At 61.2% G+C, this 19,527-nt stretch carries 17 protein-coding genes; 11 read left to right on the forward strand and 6 right to left on the reverse strand.

Annotated elements, in window-relative coordinates; translation table 11 throughout:
- The first annotated feature begins 98 nt into the window (after positions 1–98).
- Entirely contained in the window at positions 99–878 is a 780-nt protein-coding gene (fpr, locus tag LJX92_RS05930; RefSeq protein ID WP_003189055.1) for a ferredoxin-NADP reductase, read from the forward strand.
- Between the two features lie 128 nt (positions 879–1,006).
- Here the strand turns inward: fpr and tsaA are convergent, their stop codons facing one another.
- From tsaA to rimO, 5 genes are all read right to left on the reverse strand, one after another.
- A complete protein-coding gene (tsaA, locus tag LJX92_RS05935; protein WP_228309415.1) occupies positions 1,007–1,702 on the reverse strand; it encodes a tRNA (N6-threonylcarbamoyladenosine(37)-N6)-methyltransferase TrmO in 696 nt (231 codons plus the stop codon).
- A 3-nt stretch (positions 1,703–1,705) separates the two neighbouring features.
- A complete protein-coding gene (locus LJX92_RS05940; protein WP_005785469.1) occupies positions 1,706–2,167 on the reverse strand; it encodes a DUF1456 family protein in 462 nt (153 codons plus the stop codon).
- Positions 2,168–2,235: 68 nt separating this feature from the next.
- Complete coding sequence (locus tag LJX92_RS05945; protein WP_005785471.1) at positions 2,236–2,946, reverse strand: rRNA pseudouridine synthase; 711 nt, start codon at positions 2,944–2,946, stop codon at positions 2,236–2,238.
- A 71-nt stretch (positions 2,947–3,017) separates the two neighbouring features.
- Complete coding sequence (locus LJX92_RS05950) at positions 3,018–3,491, reverse strand: GNAT family N-acetyltransferase (RefSeq protein WP_032877496.1); 474 nt, start codon at positions 3,489–3,491, stop codon at positions 3,018–3,020.
- A 109-nt stretch (positions 3,492–3,600) separates the two neighbouring features.
- A complete protein-coding gene (rimO, locus tag LJX92_RS05955; protein WP_005785474.1) occupies positions 3,601–4,941 on the reverse strand; it encodes a 30S ribosomal protein S12 methylthiotransferase RimO in 1,341 nt (446 codons plus the stop codon).
- A 289-nt stretch (positions 4,942–5,230) separates the two neighbouring features.
- On the opposite strand from rimO, the gene LJX92_RS05960 reads away from it, so the two are divergent.
- The 3 genes from LJX92_RS05960 to LJX92_RS05970 all read left to right on the forward strand — a co-directional run bounded on the left by LJX92_RS05960 (position 5,231) and on the right by LJX92_RS05970 (position 8,852).
- Positions 5,231–7,132, forward strand: coding sequence for a potassium transporter Kup (locus LJX92_RS05960; RefSeq protein ID WP_005785476.1), 1,902 nt, complete (start codon positions 5,231–5,233; stop codon positions 7,130–7,132).
- 126 nt (positions 7,133–7,258) lie between these two features.
- A complete protein-coding gene (locus LJX92_RS05965; RefSeq protein ID WP_005785478.1) occupies positions 7,259–8,365 on the forward strand; it encodes an NADH:flavin oxidoreductase/NADH oxidase in 1,107 nt (368 codons plus the stop codon).
- Between the two features lie 301 nt (positions 8,366–8,666).
- Positions 8,667–8,852: a hypothetical protein gene (locus LJX92_RS05970; protein ID WP_005785481.1), complete on the forward strand. Its 186-nt coding sequence runs from the start codon at positions 8,667–8,669 to the stop codon at positions 8,850–8,852.
- Between the two features lie 53 nt (positions 8,853–8,905).
- Here the strand turns inward: LJX92_RS05970 and LJX92_RS05975 are convergent, their stop codons facing one another.
- Positions 8,906–10,531 (reverse strand): glucan biosynthesis protein D, encoded by a 1,626-nt coding sequence (locus tag LJX92_RS05975; RefSeq protein WP_032877493.1) that lies wholly within the window; start codon positions 10,529–10,531, stop codon positions 8,906–8,908.
- Positions 10,532–10,835: 304 nt separating this feature from the next.
- Here LJX92_RS05975 and LJX92_RS05980 point away from each other — a divergent pair, with 304 nt between their 5' ends.
- From LJX92_RS05980 to LJX92_RS06010, 7 genes are all read left to right on the forward strand, one after another.
- The gene (locus LJX92_RS05980; RefSeq protein WP_223017657.1) at positions 10,836–11,543 is read left to right on the forward strand and encodes a tellurite resistance TerB family protein; all 708 of its coding nucleotides are present in this window, start codon (positions 10,836–10,838) and stop codon (positions 11,541–11,543) included.
- 582 nt (positions 11,544–12,125) lie between these two features.
- On the forward strand, positions 12,126–13,748 hold the full coding sequence (locus tag LJX92_RS05985) for a methyl-accepting chemotaxis protein (protein ID WP_032877491.1): 1,623 nt from the start codon (positions 12,126–12,128) through the stop codon (positions 13,746–13,748).
- Positions 13,748–14,260 carry a chemotaxis protein CheW gene (locus tag LJX92_RS05990; protein WP_005785488.1) on the forward strand — a complete coding sequence of 171 codons (513 nt, stop codon included), beginning with the start codon at positions 13,748–13,750 and terminating at the stop codon, positions 14,258–14,260. Before LJX92_RS05985 ends, LJX92_RS05990 begins: the two co-directional genes overlap by 1 nt.
- Positions 14,257–15,513, forward strand: a complete 1,257-nt coding sequence (locus LJX92_RS05995) for a CheR family methyltransferase (RefSeq protein WP_032877489.1) — start codon at positions 14,257–14,259, stop codon at positions 15,511–15,513. Before LJX92_RS05990 ends, LJX92_RS05995 begins: the two co-directional genes overlap by 4 nt.
- Positions 15,510–16,211, forward strand: coding sequence for a chemotaxis protein CheW (locus LJX92_RS06000; protein ID WP_032877488.1), 702 nt, complete (start codon positions 15,510–15,512; stop codon positions 16,209–16,211). The genes LJX92_RS05995 and LJX92_RS06000 overlap by 4 nt, the downstream gene beginning before the upstream one ends.
- Complete coding sequence (locus LJX92_RS06005; RefSeq protein WP_103733436.1) at positions 16,208–18,487, forward strand: hybrid sensor histidine kinase/response regulator; 2,280 nt, start codon at positions 16,208–16,210, stop codon at positions 18,485–18,487. Before LJX92_RS06000 ends, LJX92_RS06005 begins: the two co-directional genes overlap by 4 nt.
- Positions 18,484–19,494 carry a chemotaxis response regulator protein-glutamate methylesterase gene (locus LJX92_RS06010; protein ID WP_078820447.1) on the forward strand — a complete coding sequence of 337 codons (1,011 nt, stop codon included), beginning with the start codon at positions 18,484–18,486 and terminating at the stop codon, positions 19,492–19,494. Before LJX92_RS06005 ends, LJX92_RS06010 begins: the two co-directional genes overlap by 4 nt.
- Positions 19,495–19,527 lie beyond the last annotated feature (33 nt).

The following is a 19,527-nucleotide window of genomic DNA, read 5'->3' on the forward strand; positions in this document are numbered from 1 at the left end:
AATAATCCAGTTAACAGATATTGTCGCCGCCATTAGAATGCTGTGCAATTGCGCATCCTTACCTTTGGCGCAGACCCATTTCCAGGAGTCCCCCGTACATGAGCAACATGAACCACGAGCGTGTCCTCAGTGTTCATCACTGGAACGACACTCTGTTCAGCTTCAAGTGCACCCGCGATCCGGGCCTGCGCTTCGAGAACGGTCAGTTCGTGATGATCGGCCTGCAACAGCCCAACGGCCGCCCGCTCATGCGCGCTTACTCGATTGCCAGCCCGAACTGGGAAGAGCATCTGGAATTCTTCAGCATCAAGGTGCCGGATGGCCCGCTGACTTCCCAATTGCAGCACTTGAAGGAAGGCGACGAGATCATCATCAGCAAAAAACCGACGGGCACCCTGGTGCTTGACGATTTGAAGCCGGGCAAACACCTGTACCTGCTCAGCACCGGCACTGGCCTCGCGCCGTTCATGAGCGTGATCCAGGACCCGGAGACCTACGAGCGTTTCGAAAAAGTCATCCTGTGCCACGGCGTGCGCTACGTCAACGAAGTCGCCTACCGCGAATTCATCACCGAGCACCTGCCGCAGAACGAATTCTTCGGCGAGGCCCTGCGTGACAAGTTGATCTACTACCCGACCGTGACCCGCGAGCCGTTCGAAAACGAAGGCCGCCTGACCGACCTGATGCGCAGTGGCAAGCTGTTCAGCGACATCGGCCTGCCACCGATCAACCCCGAAGACGACCGCGCCATGCTGTGCGGCAGCCCAAGCATGTTGGATGAGACCAGCGAAGTGCTGAACAGCTTCGGCCTGAAGGTTTCGCCACGGATGCGTGAGCCGGGCGATTACCTGATCGAGCGTGCGTTCGTCGAGAAGTAATACAGCGTCAGTAAGCAGATCAAAATGTGGGAGGGGGCTTGCCCCCGATGGCGGAGTGTCAGTCACTGCATCTGGTGACTGACCCACTGCTATCGGGAGCAAGCCCCCTCCCACATTCGGTCTCCGGTTTATCCGGCGGGAACCACTTCCAGCACACAAATCATCCCGGGTTCCGGGTAGTGCCAGCGCACATCCACATCCCAGAATTGCGCACCGTATTCCCGTTCCGACGTAGGAATCTGATACGCCGGCCGCGGATCCTGCGCCAAACACTGCTCAATCAGTTCCACCAACGGCTCGCCGAGGCGTTGAGCGTGGCCTTGCGCCTGTTGCAGCGCCGTCTTCAGCCACTGCACCGCAATCAGTTGCGGCGCGCTGCTGGCAATGGTGTTGGTAGCGCTGTCGACAATGTCGGCATAGGGCACATATGGCTTGATATCCAGCACCGGCGTGCCATCGAGCAAGTCGATCCCGGAAATCCACAGTCGCCCCGGTTCCACCTTGTCCAGCTTGACCACCGATTGGCCAATGCCATTAGGTCGGTGGGTGGCACGGGTGGCAAACACGCCCATGGACGTATTGCCGCCCAGGCGTGGCGGGCGCACTTTCAGGCGTGGCTTGTCTTCCAGGGCCTGATGAAACAGGAACAGCAACCACACATGGCTGACCTGTTCCAGCCCCTGCACCGCCTCGCCCTGGTCGAACGGCGCCACCAACTCCAGCACGCCACGGGCAGCCGGTGCCAGTTGCGGTTGGCGCGGGATGGCGAACTTCTCCTTGAAGCAGGAGCGTACGAAACCGACGGGCGAGACCTGGTAACTCATGGCTTAGGCACGGACCCGCAAGGTCAGGCCCTTGAGGAAGTTACGCAGCAACTGATCACCACAGGTGCGGTAGTTGGTATGGCCGAACTTGCGGAACAGCGCGCTCAGCTCTGGCTTGGACACCGGGAACTCCGCTGCCTTGAGGATGGCATGCATGTCGTCTTCCTTCAGTTCGAAGGCCACGCGCAGCTTTTTCAGGATGATGTTGTTGGTCACCGGCGTTTCGATCGGCTGCGGTGGACGGCTTTCGTCCTTGCCGCGCTTGAAGATGACCAGGCCATCGAGGAAGTGAGCCATGACTTCATCCGGGCAGAACACGAAGCCTTCTTCCTCATCTTTCTTGAGGTAGGTCAGCAGGTCTTCCTTGGTCACGTCCATGCCGCCGAGCTTGATGATCTCGACCATCTTGTTGTCGCTGATGTCGAGCATGTAGCGCACGCTGCGCAGTACGTCGTTGTGAATCATGGTGAGCAATCCTGCTATTGAACTGATGACGCCGCCCAATCAGGCGGTGTCGGGAAAAGGGGAACGGCTTAGAACTTCTCTTTGCCGGACAGGTAGCGCCATTGGCCCACTGGCACCTTGCCAATGGACACGCCGCCGATGCGGATACGGCGGATGGCGATGACTTTCAGGCCAACAGCTTCGCAGAACAGCGCGATAACGCCGGGTTGCGGGTTTTTCATCGCAAAGCGCAGGCGGTTTTCGTTCTGCCAGCTGGCTTTCACAGCGGGCAGTTCCTTACCTTTGTAGGTCAGGCCGTGGTTCAGGCGGTTGAGGCCGTGGGCAACCATGTCGCCTTCGACTTCTACTACGTATTCCTGCTCGATCTTGGCGGCGTCGGCGGTCAACTTGCGCAGAATCTTCCAGTCCTGGGTGAACACCAGCAAGCCGCTGGCCTTGGCTTGCAAGTCGGCGCTGGCGGTCAGGCGCAGGAAATGTCCCTTGAGCGGGCGCTTGCTGAAGCGGTGTTCTTCAGACAAGGTCTCGGCGCTGATCGTGGCCATGGCGGTTTCAGCGTCCATGCCTGCCGGCGCGTGCAACAGAATGGTCACCGGCTCTGGCGGGGTGGCTTTGGCCTCTGGGTCCAGCTCGACTTTTTCGGTTGTGACCTTGAACTGCGGCTCGTCGATCACTTCGCCGTCCACCGAGACCCAGCCGCCTTCGATAAACAGCTCAGCCTCCCGACGGGAGCAACCGACCAGTTCGATAAGGCGTTTGGAGAGGCGTATGGGGTCAGTCATGACAAGGGCCGTAACAAAAGGGGGCGGCTATTGTACCTGCCTGGCGCCGGTTAATCCCGAGCCCATTTCATTTAGCCCTGGCGCGCCTGTTGTTGCAGCTGGCGCAAACGCATATGCAGCAACGGGTAAGGCTGCCCAAGGCCATCATGCTCCGTGCGTCCGATCACCTCGAAGCCCTGCTTGAGGTAAAAGCCCAGCGCCTGGGGGTTCTGCTCGTTGACGTCCAGTTCCTCGGCGTTCAGGTGTTCGGTGGCATAGCCCAGCAATTGCCGGCCCAGGCCCTGGCCACGGTGTTGCGGGTCGATAAACAGCATTTCCACCTTGCCGGCCACCACCCCGGCGAACCCGGTGATGCGCTGGCGCGAGTCCTTGGTGCAGATCAGCATCACCGCATCTAGGTAGCGGGTCAGCACCAGGTTTTTCAACCGGTCGATATAGCTGTCCGGCAGGAAGTCGTGGGTGGCGCGTACTGAGGCTTCCCAGATCTGCGCCAGGCGCGGGTAGTCGCTGGATTTAGGCGTATAGATGACCGAATGCTGTCGCATGACCGCTGCCTCTTGGCGTTATTTGCGCTGATGAGCAAAACGATAGACCTAAAAAAGCCCCGCATCTTGTCAGAGGCGGGGCTTTTTCAAAATATTACGCAAACACGCTTCAGTCGCGCTTTTCAGCCCACAAGTCGTACTCGTCGGCGTCGGTCACGGTGCACCAGACCTTGTCGCCCGGCTTCAAGCCGCTGGCATCGTCAATAAACACGTTGCCGTCGATTTCCGGTGCATCGAAGAAGCAGCGGCCAACGGCGCCTTGCTCGTCGACTTCGTCGATCAGCACTTCGATTTCCTTGCCGATGCGCAGTTGCAGGCGTGCAGAGCTGATCGCCTGTTGGTGCGCCATGAAGCGCTCCCAACGATCTTGCTTGACGTCGTCCGGCACCACGGCCAGGTCCAGCAGGTTGGCCGGAGCGCCTTCCACTGGCGAGTACTGGAAGCATCCGACGCGGTCCAGCTGCGCTTCGGTCAGCCAGTCGAGCAGGTACTGGAAGTCTTCTTCGGTCTCGCCGGGGAAGCCGACGATGAAGGTGGAGCGGATGATCAGCTCCGGGCAGATCTCGCGCCAGTTCTTGATACGCGCCAGGGTCTTGTCTTCGAACGCCGGGCGTTTCATTGCCTTGAGCACTTTGGGGCTGGCGTGTTGGAACGGGATGTCCAGGTACGGCAGGATCTTGCCAGCGGCCATCAACGGGATCAGCTCGTCCACGTGCGGGTACGGGTAAACGTAGTGCAGGCGCACCCACACGCCCAGGCTGCTGAGGGCTTCGCAGAGTTCGGTCATGCGGGTTTTCACCGGCGCGCCGTTCCAGAAGCCAGTGCGGTATTTCACGTCGACGCCGTAGGCGCTGGTGTCCTGGGAGATCACCAGCAGCTCCTTGACGCCGGATTTGACCAGGCGCTGGGCCTCGTCAAGCACATCACCCACCGGGCGGCTTACCAGTTTGCCGCGCATCGACGGGATGATGCAGAAGCTGCAGCTGTGGTTACAGCCCTCGGATATCTTCAGGTACGCGTAGTGGCGTGGGGTCAGTTTGATGCCTTGGGGCGGCACCAGGTCGATCAGCGGGTTGTGGTCCTGGCGTGGCGGCACCACGTCATGCACGGCGTTGACCACCTGCTCGTACTGCTGCGGGCCGGTCACCGCCAGCACACTCGGGTGCACGTTACGGATATTGCCTTCTTCCACGCCCATGCAGCCGGTCACGATGACCTTGCCGTTTTCCTTGATGGCTTCGCCGATCACTTCCAGCGACTCCGCCTTGGCCGAGTCGATGAAGCCGCAGGTGTTGACCACCACCACATCGGCGTCCTGGTACGTGGACACGACGTCATAGCCTTCCATACGCAGTTGCGTGAGGATGCGCTCGGAGTCGACCAGAGCCTTCGGGCAACCCAGGGAAACAAAGCCAACCTTGGGGTTGGCTTTTGCGATGGTGGTGGACATGTCTAACCTCGGTATTGAATGACGCTGCCGGTCGTGCACGACAAGGCAACGGATGGGCGCTTGGTGCGCCTCTGATCAAAAAGTGCGCAATTCTATCGGCGGGCAGCGCACTTGACCAGCTTTATGCAGGGAAATGCGACGAGTGCTGCGCTATGCTTCGCGCCGTTGCGCACGGGTAATGCCCTTGGGTCAATAAAACGTCTGTTTCGAGAAGTAAAACAGCGCATGCTAGGGTCAGCTTAGTCGTGCTGTTTATAAAAGACCTTGGGTCAAAGGGCAGGAGTGGTTGATGGGTCAGGCAAGTAGTCAGGCAGCAGGTGCCGAGCATTCAAACGCCAAGCCGATTGGCATGCTGGTGGCGGCAGTCGGGGTGGTTTATGGCGATATCGGGACCAGCCCGCTCTACACCCTTAAAGAGGTGTTCAACGGCGGTTACGGAGTACAGGTCAACCATGACGGCGTCTTGGGGATACTGGCGCTGATCTTCTGGTCTCTGATCTGGGTGGTGTCGATCAAGTACATGTTGTTCGTGCTACGTGCCGACAACCAGGGCGAGGGCGGCATCATGGCGCTCACGGCGTTGGCGCGGCGGGCTGCTGGGGAGCGCGCTAAATTGCGCAGTTTCCTGGTGGTGTGCGGCCTGTGTGGCGCGGCACTCTTTTATGGCGACAGCATGATCACCCCGGCGATTTCGGTATTGTCGGCCATTGAAGGCCTGGAGCTGGCGTTCGACGGCCTGGAAAAATGGGTGGTGCCCATTGCGTTGATCGTGCTGGTGGCGCTGTTTCTGATCCAGAAACACGGCACCGATCGTATCGGCAAGCTGTTCGGTCCGGTGATGGTCACCTGGTTCCTGGTGCTGGGCGGTCTCGGGGTGTACGGCATTCTGCAGCAGCCTGAAGTATTGAATGCGCTGAACCCTGCATGGGGCGTGCGCTTCTTTATGGTTCACCCCGGCATCGGCGTGGCGATTCTTGGCGCGGTGGTGCTGGCCTTGACCGGCGCCGAAGCGTTGTACGCCGACATGGGCCACTTCGGGCGCAAGCCCATCGCCCGTGCCTGGTTCATCCTGGTGCTGCCGGCGCTGGTGCTCAACTATTTCGGCCAGGGCGCGATGCTGCTGGGCGATCCGGAGGCCGCGCGCAACCCGTTTTACCTGCTGGCACCGAGCTGGGCGCTGATCCCGCTGGTGGGCTTGTCCACCCTGGCGACCGTGATCGCGTCCCAGGCAGTCATTTCCGGTGCGTTCTCGTTGACCCGCCAGGCGATCCAGTTGGGTTACATCCCGCGTATGCACATCCAGCACACTTCGAGTGCCGAGCAAGGCCAGATCTACATCGGCGCCGTGAACTGGTCGTTGATGGTGGGCGTGATCCTGCTGGTGCTGGGCTTCGAATCTTCCGGTGCCCTGGCGTCGGCCTACGGCGTAGCGGTGACCGGCACCATGCTGATGACCACCATCCTGGTGTCGGCGGTCATGCTGTTGCTGTGGAAGTGGCCGCCGGTGCTGGCGGTGCCGGTGTTGCTCTGCTGCTTGCTGGTGGACGGTCTGTTTTTCGCCGCCAACGTGCCCAAGGTGATCCAGGGCGGCGCGTTCCCGGTACTGGCGGGGATTGTGTTGTTCGTGTTGATGACCACCTGGAAGCGCGGCAAGCAATTGCTGGTCGAGCGCCTCGACGAGGGTGGGCTGCCATTGCCGATTTTTATCAGCAGCATCCGCGTGCAGCCGCCTCATCGCGTGCAGGGCACGGCGGTGTTCCTGACCGCGCGCCCGGATGCGGTGCCCCACGCGCTGTTGCATAACCTGCTGCACAACCAGGTGCTGCATGAGCAGGTGGTGCTGCTGACGGTGGTCTACGAAGACATTCCACGGGTGCCTGCCGCACGGCGTTTCGAGGTGGACTCCTACGGCGAAGGCTTCTTTCGCGTGATCCTGCATTTCGGGTTCACCGATGAGCCGGACGTGCCCGAAGCGCTGAAACTGTGCCATCTGGATGATCTGGATTTCAGCCCGATGCGCACCACCTATTTCCTCAGCCGCGAGACCGTGATCGCCTCGCGCATCAAGGGCATGGCGCGCTGGCGCGAAACCTTGTTCGCCTTCATGTTGAAGAACGCCAACGGTAACCTGCGCTTCTTCAAGCTGCCGGTAAACCGTGTGATCGAGCTGGGCACCCAGGTCGAAATGTAAGGCGCTGCATAACGGGAGCCGGCAATCGGCTCCCGCTTTCCTTTCTGAACCCTGTGCAATCGGTGGTTGTCGACTAGGCTCTAAACACTGTTGAACAGTGCCCATAGAACCCAGAAGAGGTGCGCCATGAGTCAGCTGCTCGAACCCTATACCCTGCGCCAATTGACCCTGCTCAACCGCATCGCGGTCTCGCCGATGTGCCAATACTCCAGCGACGACGGCCTGGCCAATGACTGGCACCTGGTGCATCTCGGCAGCCGAGCCGTGGGGGGCGCGGGGCTGATTTTCACCGAAGCCACCGCCGTGACTGCTGATGGGCGTATCACCGCCCAGGACCTGGGCCTGTGGAACGACGCCCAGATCGAGCCGCTGCGGCGTATCACGCGCTTTATCGCGGCCCAGGGCGCGGTGGCGGGTATTCAACTGGCCCATGCCGGGCGCAAGGCCAGCACCCATCGGCCCTGGATCGGCAAGCATGGCAGCGTCAAGCCGGAGGAGGGCGGGTGGGTGCCGGTGGGCCCTTCGCCGATTGCCTTCGACCCCAATCACACCCAGCCCAAGCAATTGGACGAAGGGCAGATCCAGCAAGTAATCGCCGACTTTGTCGCTGCCGCCAAGCGTGCCTTGACCGCAGGTTTTGAAGTGGTGGAAATCCATGCTGCCCATGGCTACCTGCTGCACCAGTTTCTCTCGCCCATCAGCAACCAGCGTCAGGACCACTACGGCGGCTCGTTCGAAAACCGCATTCGCCTGGTGCTGGAGGTGACCAAGGCCGTACGTGCGGCCTGGCCTCAGGAGTTGCCACTGTTTGTGCGGGTATCGGCTACCGACTGGGTCGAAGACGGATGGAACCCGGATGAAACCGTGGAATTGGCGCGCCGCCTGAAAGACTTGGGTGTTGACCTGATCGATGTGTCCTCCGGGGGCACCGCCGCCAATGCCGAGATCCCCACCGGCCCTGGCTACCAGACGCGCTTCGCCGAGCGCGTGCGCAAGGAGTCGGGCATCGCCACCGGCACGGTTGGCATGATTACCGAACCGGCCCAGGCCGAGCACATCCTGCGCACCTGCCAGGCCGACATCATCTTCCTGGCCCGTGAACTGCTGCGCGACCCGTACTGGCCGCTGCATGCCGACGATGACCTGGGCGGGCGCAAGGCTATCTGGCCGGCGCAGTACCAGCGGGCAACCCATCGGGACCAGCCGATTCATGAGTCGGATCTGCGCGATTGATCCCGCGCACAGTTAGGTCGAACCCACCCTGATACGGTGGGTTTTTTCTTGCGGTTGCCAGAACTCGCGTCCTGTATCGACCACGGCGTAAGCAAGCGCTGTAGGGTTTTATTACCGAGGCCATTTTTTTAAGTGAATACTCTAAAAAAATCCCACGTGCCACAAGATAGTTTCTAAGCTTAGGGTAAGCCTGGTTCCTAGCCCAGGGAGGTAGGCTGCTTGACCACGAAAGCGTTGTGCTTCGGGGGGAGTTTGGAAATGGGCACCAGGAGTATTTGACTGATATCAGGAGTAGTGGTCCATGGCCAAATCCTATGGCGTAGCGGGTGCAATGGCGTCTTTTCTGAGCCGCCGGATGTCATTGCGGGGTCGAAGGTTGAGTTCGGATGAAATGGAGTTGCTGGCCCAGTACCGGGCGCTGACCGAGAGTGATCAGGTGGCGATGCGGTATCTGATTGGCGCGATGAAAAGCGTATCGCGGTTCTAAGCCACCTGCGATCATTCCCACGCTGCGACGTGGGAATGATCAGGCGGTTAATTTCAGGTGTACTTGCGCTGCTCCGGTGCGGGCGGGAAGTACTGATACAGCCAGGTTTCGCTCAGGGTGCGGTCTTGGGTGCGAATAAACAGGCGCAGCTCCACCGGCTCCACACTGTCGCTGGTGGGGTACCAGTCGAACAGAATGCGATAGCCCTTGATGTTATCCAGCACCAGCACGCTGAAATCCTTCACCTCACCATGGGAGCAGGTCACCACCGGCTCGATGCCGGTGCCCGCTGGCAGGCGATCCAGCCCGCCGCCTTTGAAGTCTACGGCGAAACGCCGCGCCCACACCTTCGGGTAATGCTCGCCGGGTGCCCAGCCTTCGGTAAAACCACCCATGCCTGACCGGGTCGCGTCGACCTGCGCCAGCGGCGTGCTCACCGGTGGCAGTGCGCTCCAGTACAACTTGTAGCCATAGTTGAGCGAATCACCCGCGGCTACGGGCTTTTTCGGGGTCCAGAAGGCGACGATATTGTCCAGGGTTTCGCCGGTGGTGGGGATCTCCAGCAGGTCGATCGAGCCTTCGCCCCACGCGGTGGTCGGTTCAACCCACAGGCTTGGGCGCTTGCTGTACCAGTCGACGGTGTCCTGGTAGCTGGCGAACTCATGGTCGGTCTGCACAAGGCCGAAGCCTTTGGGGTCGGTGTCGGCGAACGCGTTGAATTGCAGCTTGGCCGGGTTGTTCAGCGGGCGGCAGATCCACTCGCCATTGCCGCGCCACATGGCCAGGCGGTCCGAATCGTGGATTTGCGGGTGGATGGTGTCGCACATGCGCCGCTCATGGGTGCCGCAGCTGAACATGCTGGTCATGGGGGCGATGCCCAATTGTTCGATGGCAGTGCGTGCATTGATGTGCGCGTCGATTGCCATCACCACCTGGTTGGCCTGGCAGTCGATATCGAAGCGGTAGGCGCCGGTGGCGCTTGGCGAGTCAAGCAGGGCGTAGACCACAAAGCGGGTGGCATTCTTGTCCGGAGTTTCGAACCAGAACTGCGTGAAGTCGGGGAATTCCTCGCGTTTTTTCGCGTAGGTATCAATCGCCAGGCCGCGGGCCGACAGGCCATATTGGCCGGTGGAGTCAACCGCGCGAAAGTAGCTGGCGCCGAGAAACGACAGCACGTCATGGCGGTCCAGCTCCGGCGCCTTGAACAGCTTGAAGCCGGAAAAACCCAGGTCGCCGGTCAGTTGCTGGGTGTCCACCGTGGTTTTTTCATAGTTGAACAGTGAAGGGCGGAAATGAACTTCGCGAGCCTCGCGGGTCTTGGGGTCGACACTGTGCATGCGCACCGGCGTCTTGAAGCCCATGCCGACATGGAAGAATTGCACGTCCAGTTGGCCGTTCAACTCTTTCCACAACGAATGGTTACCGTCGTAGCCAATGGCGTTGAAATTCTGCGGGGTCATGGTGGCCAGGGTTGGCGGCAGCACCTGCTTAGTGTCTTGATAGCCACGGGTGGCCAGTTGCTTGGCTTGCGCCTTGAGCGCTTCGAAATCGAACGCCACGGCCTCGCCGTCGGCGGCACGGTTCCCGGCCCAAGCCTGCGCGGCCAGCAGGCCGCTGGCCGACAAACCGGTGTAAGCCGCAATGGCCATGGATGCTTTGAGCAAATTCCTGCGGTGCATAGAGACAACCTGTCGTGAGCAAATCCCGCGCCGTTCCTGGCACGTAGCGGATCAGAAATAACGGTTCGGACATGCCTTCGGCCAAACGCAACGGACAATAAACAGACGCCGGATAGCTTAAGCGGTTCGATGAACAAGGCAAATTGATTGATGGCGGGATGATGGCCTTGCATATGCAACAAGACGTTTCCTGGTTGGCATACCCGCGTTACATCTGGAAGCACTCTAGATCGCGGCTTTTTGGCACTTCGTCTTACGCTGGGGGCCTATTGGTCCTATGAACCCAAGTGTCTGGAGGCTACGAATGAATACCCGCGGATTGCTCGATCAGTTGCTCAAGTCCGGCCAGGATATGTTGCAAAACAAGGCTGGCGGCCAACGCAAATCCAACGACAAAAGCGCCCTTGGCGGTTTACTCGGCGGTAGCGGGCTGGGCAGCATGCTCGGCGGTGCCGGCGGCGGCGCCCTGGCGGCCGGAGCCATGGGCTTGCTGCTGGGCAACAAAAAAGCGCGCAAATTCGGCGGCAAGGCCCTGACCTACGGTGGCCTGGCCGCATTGGGTGTGATTGCCTATAAAGCCTACGGCAACTGGCAAGCCCAGCAAGCCAGCGCCCCCCAAGGCGAACCACAAACCATCGACCGCCTGCCTCCGGCCCAGGTTGAACAACACAGCCAGGGCATTCTCAAGGCACTGGTGGCCGCCGCAAAGGCAGACGGTCATGTGGATGAGCGCGAGCGCGCGTTGATCGAAGGCGAATTCACCAAGCTGGACAACGACCAGGAACTGCAACACTGGCTGCACGCCGAACTCAACAAGCCCCTGGATCCCGCAGACGTCGCCCGCGCCGCCAGCACCCCGGAAATGGCCGCCGAAATGTACATCGCCAGCGTAATGCTGGTGGATGAGGAAAATTTCATGGAAAAAGCCTACCTGGATGAACTGGCCCGCCAACTGAAACTTGAACCCGGCTTAAAGCTGGAGTTGGAAAAGCAAGTGCGGCTCAACGCATAAGTAAGGCTATCGACGCAGCTCTGCCCTGCTAACCACGATGCGAAGCGAGCCGCTCTTGATCTGCTTTTGATCTTGATCTTAGGCGCCCCGTCAAACCACGCTGGCCGGAATTCGACAGGGATTTGGGGGGTAACCCGGCAGGGATGCCGGTTTAGCCGCCCCGCGCCATGGACGGCGCGTGGCGGCGGCCTCCCAAATCCATGGCGGATTACGGGCACACCGAGCCTAAGCGAGGTGCCGAGTGGTGGGGCAAGAGCCCTTTTGGTTACTTTTGGCTGGGCCGGCATTCCGGGCTCTTTTCCAAAAGTGACCCGCTGTAAAAGCGGAACCAATAGCAACCGTTACCGCAGCAATGGATATGTACTCGGTCTGATCCAAGATCCCGGTCGACTACAAGACCGCCATCGGGAGCAAGCCCCCCTCCCACATTTGAACTGCGGCCCATCAGTTGGATCTCCCTAGGCACACGTACCACCCATCCCACTTACGCATTCTGTGGATCCCCCCTCAAAAGCGTTGATAAACCCGAGCATCCGCTCAGCTATACTCCCCTCCATTTGAATGCCCCTGCGAGGAATTACTGTGAAGAACTGGACCCTGCGCCAAAGGATTTTGGCGAGCTTTGCGGTAATTATCGCCATCATGCTGCTGATGGTGGTGCTCTCCTATTCGCGCCTGCTCAAGATCGAAGCCAGCGAAAACTCCGTGCGCGACGACGCCGTGCCCGGCGTGTTTTTCAGTTCGATGATCCGCAGTGCCTGGGTCGACAGCTACCTGCAAACCCAGGAACTGGTCGGGATCCACGAAAACCAGGGCATTTCCGATGAAGACAAGCAGGACTACAAGTCATTTGAAGCGCGGCTTGAGCAGCACATGGCCAGTTACGCGGGCACGATCAATATCACCCAGGATCGCACCGAATTCGATGCCTTCGAAAAACTGCACCAGAACTACAACGCCATTCTTGCCCAGGTCCTGGCGGCTCATCAGAGCAACAACCCGGCCGAGGCGCTGAGGCTGTTCAACGAGCAACTGACCCCCGCCTGGACCGCAGGCCGCATGAAGCTCAACGACATCATCAATGAGAACAAACAGGTCGCCGACAATGCCACCGCTGCCATCGATGATGCCGTAGCAGCGGCAAAGGTCAGCATGGGCGTCTCGCTGCTGCTGGCGATTCTCGCCGCGGCGCTGTGCGGCCTGTTGCTGATGCGCGCGATCATGGCGCCGATGCAGCGTATCGTGCAGATCCTCGAAGTCATGCGTACCGGCGACCTGAGCAAGCGCCTGAACCTGGAGCGCAAGGACGAATTCAACGCGGTCGAAACCGGCTTCAACGACATGATGACCGAGCTGACTGCCCTGGTGTCCCAGGCGCAGCGTTCGTCGGTGCAGGTCACCACCTCGGTCACCGAGATCGCCGCGACCTCCAAGCAGCAACAGGCCACCGCCACGGAAACCGCAGCCACCACCACGGAAATCGGCGCCACCTCCCGCGAGATTGCGGCCACGTCCAAGGATCTGGTGCGTACCATGACCGAAGTGTCCACCGCCGCCGACCAGGCCTCGGTGGCCGCCGGTTCCGGCCAGCAGGGCCTGGCACGCATGGAAGAGACCATGCACTCGGTGATGGGCGCCGCCGACCTGGTCAACGCCAAGCTGGCGATCCTCAATGAGAAGGCCGGCAACATCAACCAGGTGGTGGTGACCATCGTCAAGGTGGCTGACCAGACCAACCTGTTGTCTCTCAATGCCGCCATCGAGGCGGAGAAAGCTGGTGAGTACGGTCGCGGCTTTGCCGTGGTGGCCACCGAAGTGCGCCGCCTGGCCGACCAGACTGCCGTGGCAACCTACGACATCGAGCAAATGGTGCGTGAGATCCAGTCAGCGGTGTCGGCGGGCGTGATGGGCATGGACAAGTTCTCCGAGGAAGTCCGCCGGGGTATGTTCGAAGTGCAGCAAGTGGGCGAGCAACTGTCGCAGATCATCCACCAGGTACAGGCCCTGGCGCCGCGGGTGTTGATGGTCAACGAAGGCATGCAGGCCCAGGCCACCGGCGCCGAACAGATCAACCACGCGCTGGTGCAATTGGGCGATGCCAGCAGCCAGACCGTCGAATCCCTGCGTCAGGCCAGCTTTGCCATTGATGAGCTGAGCCAGGTCGCGGTGGGTCTGCGCAGTGGCGTGTCGCGTTTCAAAGTCTGATGAGCGATCTCGCGGCTAAACGCGTCGCCGTCCCGGCAGCGAAAACGGCGTTGTTCCTGGTGTTTCGCATCGGCAACGAACGCTTTGCCCTAAAGGCCACCGAAGTGGCGGAGGTGCTGCCGCGCCTGCCGCTCAAACCCATCGCCCATGCACCACTGTGGGTGGCGGGTATCTTTGCGCATCGCGGCGCGCTGGTGCCGGTAATCGATGTCAGTGCCCTGACGTTCGGCACCCCGGCCCAGGCTCGCACCAGCACGCGGCTGGTGCTGGTCAACTACCAGCCGCAACCCTGGAGTGAAGCGCGTGGGCTGGGGCTGATCCTGGAGCAGGCCACCGATACCCTGCGTTGCGACCCCGCCGAGTTCCAGCCTTATGGCGTGGACAACCAGCAGGCGCCCTACCTGGGGCCGGTACGCGAGGATGCACAGGGCTTGATGCAGTGGATTGGCATTGCCGAACTGCTGAGCGCTGAAGTACGCGCCTTGCTGTTTTGCGCCGAGTTAAGCCTATGAGCAGTGACCCGCGTTTTTCGGCGTTCTTGAAAGAACGCATCGGCCTGGACGTTGCCTCGGTGGGCGAGGCGATCATCGAGCGTGCGGTGCGCCAGCGCTGCCAAGCCTCCCAGGCGCAGTCGACGGAGGCCTACTGGCAGCTCCTGCAACATTCCCACGACGAGCAGCAGGCACTGATCGAAGCGGTGATCGTTCCCGAGACCTGGTTTTTCCGCTATCCCGAATCCTTCGCGACCTTGGCTCGCCTGGCCCTGCTGCGCCTGGCCGAGATCAAGCAGATGCGCGCGCTGCGCATCCTCAGCCTGCCGTGTTCGACTGGCGAAGAGCCCTATTCGATTGCCATGGCCTTGTTGGATGCGGGCCTGGCGCCCCATCAGTTCAAGGTTCAGGGGATGGACGTCAGCCCGCTGTCGGTGGAACGTGCCCGGCGCGGTGTGTACGGCAAGAACTCGTTTCGCGGGGCCGATCTCGAATTTCGCGACCGCCACTTCACAGAAGAAACGGGCGGTTACCGCATCGCCGACCGGGTGCGCGAGCAAGTGCGTCTGCAAGTGGGCAACTTGCTCGACCCGACACTGCTGGCCAACGAGCCGACCTACGATTTTGTGTTCTGCCGCAACCTATTGATCTACTTCGACCAGCCGACCCAGAAGCAAGTCTTTGATGTGCTCAAGGAACTGACTCATGTGGACGGTGTGCTGTTTATCGGCCCGGCCGAGGGCAGCCTGCTGGGGCGCCATGGCATGCGTTCGATTGGCGTGCCGCAATCCTTTGCCTTCAGTCGACACATAGAGCAGACCCCGCCGCCGGTATTCGTGCCGATGCCTGCGCCAGCACCGCAGCGCAGTGCAGCACCGATACCACTCAAGCCGCGTCCGTTCAGCACGGTCAGCACTCAGGTGCCGCCGGTCAAGGTGCCCCACACCGACGCAGGGGATTTGCTCGGCCAGATCGCGACCCTGGCCAATGAAGGCAAAAGTGCCGAGGCCCGGGCCGCCTGTGAGCGTTATTTAAGCAGCCACCCGCCGGTTGCCCAGGTGTTCTACTGGTTGGGGTTGCTCAGCGATGTTGCCGGCAGCGCCTTGGAAGCCCAGGGGTATTACCGAAAAGCCTTGTACCTGGAACCGCAGCATTCGCAGGCCTTGATGCATCTGGCCGCGTTGCTCGAATCCCAGGGCGACAGTGCGGGAGCGCGCCGGCTACAGGCCCGCGCCGCCCGTAGCGAGCGAGCACACAGTGAGTCCGAACGATGAACAGCCCTGACGCGCTCGACACCGCAGGCCTGGACCTGACGCTGACCGATACCCAAGCCATCGATGACTGCTGGAACCGTATCGGCATTCATGGCGACAGGTCCTGCCCACTGCTGGACGAGCATATTCACTGCCGCAACTGCTCGGTGTATTCCGCCGCCGCCACGCGCCTGCTCGACCGCTACGCCCTGCAGCAGGATGATCAGCGCCCGCAGGCCGCCGCCGAAGCGGGTAGCGAGGTGGTCACCCGTTCGCTGTTGATGTTCCGCCTCGGTGAAGAATGGCTCGGTATCGCCACCCGCTGCCTGGTGGAAGTGGCGCCATTGCAACCGATCCACTCCTTGCCGCACCAGCGTTCCCGTGCGCTGCTGGGAGTGGCCAACGTGCGGGGTGCGCTGGTGGCATGCCTGTCGCTGGTGGAACTGCTGGGCCTGGACAGCACCAGCAGCGTGCCCAGTGGCGGGCGGATCATGCCGCGCATGTTGATCATTGCCGCCCAGGACGGTCCGATCGTCGTGCCGGTGGATGAGGTGGATGGCATTCATGCCATCGATGAGCGCACCTTGAACGCGGCTTCGGCCTCCGGTACCCAGGCCAGCGCACGCTATACCCAAGGTGTGTTGCAGTTCAAAGGCCGCAGCCTGCGCTGGCTGGACGAAACGCAATTGTTGTCCGCCGTGACCCGGAGCCTCGCATGACCCCCGATCAGATGCGTGATGCCTCGCTGTTGGAGCTGTTCAGCCTGGAGGCCGATGCGCAAACCCAGGTCTTGAGCGCCGGCCTGCTGGCCCTGGAGCGCAACCCAACCCAGGCGGATCAACTTGAAGCCTGTATGCGCGCCGCACATTCGCTCAAGGGAGCGGCGCGGATTGTTGGCGTGGATGCCGGGGTCAGCGTGGCCCACGTCATGGAGGACTGCCTGGTCAGCGCCCAGGAAGGTCGTCTGTACCTGCAACCGGAACATATCGATGCGTTGTTGCAAGGCACTGACCTGCTGATGCGTATCGCCACGCCAGGCAACAGCGTGGGGCCGTTGGATATCCAGGCGTACGTGGCGTTGATGGAGCGTCTGCTTGACCCGGCGCAGCCACCCGCTACGCCTGCGCCAAAAGCTGAGCCCGAGCCTGCTCCGGCGCCTATCGTTGAAGCATTGCCGCAAGAGCCAGAGGTTGCACCGCCCGTCAGCAGTGAGCCACCGCGTCAGAACAAGCGCATCACCGAGGGTGGCGAGCGCGTGCTGCGGGTCACCGCCGAGCGCTTGAACAGCCTGTTGGACCTGTCGAGCAAGTCCCTGGTGGAAACCCAGCGGCTCAAGCCTCACCTGGCCAGTATGCAACGCCTCAAGCGCATTCAAAGCAACAGCCTGCGCGCCCTCGATACCCTGGACGGTCACCTCAAGCACCTGGATTTGAATCTTGAGACTCAGGAAGCCCTGGCCGATACCCGCCGCTTGTTGAGCGAAGCTCAGGCACTGCTGGCGGATAAAAACGCGGAACTTGACGAGTACGCCTGGCAGGCAGGCCAGCGCGCCCAGGTGCTATACGACACCGCGCTGGCCTGCCGCATGCGACCGTTTGCCGACGTGCTGGCGGGGCAGGTGCGCATGGTGCGTGACCTCGGTCGCAGCCTGGGCAAGCAAGTGCGCCTGGAAATCGAAGGCGAAAAGACCCAGGTCGATCGAGACGTCCTGGAAAAACTTGAAGCACCGCTCACTCATTTACTGCGCAATGCTGTCGACCACGGCATCGAAACGCCCGAGCAGCGGCTGCTGGCAGGCAAACCGGCGGAAGGCCTGATCCGCCTGCGTGCGTCCCATCAAGCCGGGTTGCTGGTACTGGAATTGAGCGACGACGGCAACGGTGTCGACCTGGAGCGGCTGCGCGGCACCATTGTCGAACGTAATCTGTCGCCGGTGGAAACTGCCCTGCGCCTGAGCGAAGAGGAATTGCTGACGTTCCTGTTCCTGCCGGGGTTCAGCTTGCGCGACAAGGTCACCGAGGTGTCCGGTCGTGGCGTTGGCCTGGATGCGGTGCAGCACATGGTTCGCCAACTGCGTGGCGCGGTGGTACTGGAGCAGACGGCGGGGCAGGGCAGTCGCTTCCATCTGGAAGTGCCGTTGACCTTGTCGGTGGTGCGCAGCCTGGTGGTGGACGTGGGCGAAGAAGCCTATGCCTTCCCCCTGGCCCACATTGAACGCATGTGTGACCTGGCTCCCGACGAAATTGTGCAACTGGAAGGCCGCCAGCATTTCTGGCACGAGGGCCGGCATGTGGGCCTGGTTGCCGCCAGCCAGTTGCTGCAGCGCCCACCGGGGCAGAGTCCTTCGCAAACCCTGAAAGTCGTGGTGATCCGCGAGCGCGATGCCGTGTACGGGATTGCCGTGGAGCGCTTTATCGGTGAACGCACCCTGGTGGTGTTGCCGCTGGATGATCGTCTGGGCAAGGTCCAGGATATTTCCGCAGGGGCCTTGCTCGATGACGGCTCGGTGGTGTTGATCGTCGATGTCGAAGACATGTTGCGTTCGGTGGATAAATTGCTCAACACCGGCCGCCTGGAACGTATCGCCCGGCGCAGCCAGCAGGCCACCGAAGCACCGCGCAAGCGCGTGCTGGTGGTAGACGACTCGCTGACCGTACGCGAGCTGCAACGCAAATTATTACTCAATCGTGGTTATGAAGTCGCTGTTGCGGTCGATGGCATGGATGGCTGGAACGCATTGCGCTCCGAGGACTTCGACCTGCTTATCACTGATATTGATATGCCTCGCATGGACGGTATTGAATTGGTCACACTTTTGCGTCGTGACAGTCGCCTGCAATCGTTGCCGGTGATGGTGGTTTCCTACAAGGATCGTGAAGAAGACCGACGTCGTGGACTCGACGCGGGCGCCGACTATTATTTAGCCAAAGCCAGTTTCCATGACGACGCCTTGCTCGACGCCGTGGTTGAACTGATTGGAGGCGCCCGGGCATGAGGATTGCGATCGTCAATGATATGCCCCTGGCGATAGAGGCCTTGCGCCGCGCCTTGAGCTTTGAGCCCGCCCACGAGGTGGTGTGGGTGGCCAGCAATGGCCTTGAAGCGGTGCGGCGCTGTGCCGAGTTGACCCCGGACCTGATCCTGATGGACCTGATAATGCCGGTAATGGATGGGGTGGAGGCTACCCGGCAGATCATGGCCGACACGCCTTGCCCTATCGTGATCGTTACTGTCGACCGCCAGGCCAACGTCAGCCGCGTATTCGAAGCCATGGGCCACGGAGCGCTGGATGTGGTGGATACCCCGGCGCTGGGCGTAGGCAACCCCAAGGATGCGGCGGCACCGCTATTGCGCAAGATCCTCAATATCGGTTGGTTGATCGGCCAGCGCGGCACGCGCGTGCGTGCCGAACCTCCACCGCAACGGGTCACCGGCAAGCGTCAACGGCTAGTGGCCATTGGTTCTTCAGCGGGTGGGCCGGCGGCCCTCGAGGTTCTGCTCAAGGGCTTGCCGCGGGATTTTCCCGCCGCCATCGTGCTGGTGCAGCATGTGGACCAGGTCTTCGCCGCCGGCATGGCCGAGTGGCTGAGCAGCGCCTCCGGCCTGCCCGTGCGCCTGGCCTGTGAGGGCGAGCCGCCCCAGGCCGGCGTGGTATTGCTGGCCGGCACCAACCACCATATTCGCTTGTTGAAAAATGGCACGCTAGCCTATACCGCAGAGCCGGTGAACGAGATTTACCGGCCCTCCATCGACGTGTTTTTCGAAAGCGTCGCCAGTTACTGGACCGGTGACGCCGTCGGCGTACTACTGACCGGCATGGGGCGCGACGGGGCTCAAGGCCTCAAGCTGATGCGCGAACAAGGATATTTGACCATCGCCCAGGATCAGCAGAGCTCGGCGGTGTACGGCATGCCCAAAGCGGCGGCGGCGATTGATGCTGCTGTTGAAATTCGCCCACTGGATAGAATTGCGCCCCGATTGCTGGAGGTCTTTGCAAAATGATCGAAAATCTCCCGCCGTGCTGGCTTGCAGGTA

This window comes from Pseudomonas sp. HN8-3 (genome assembly GCF_020790195.1).
Classification (GTDB): Bacteria; Pseudomonadota; Gammaproteobacteria; order Pseudomonadales; family Pseudomonadaceae; genus Aquipseudomonas; species Aquipseudomonas synxantha_A.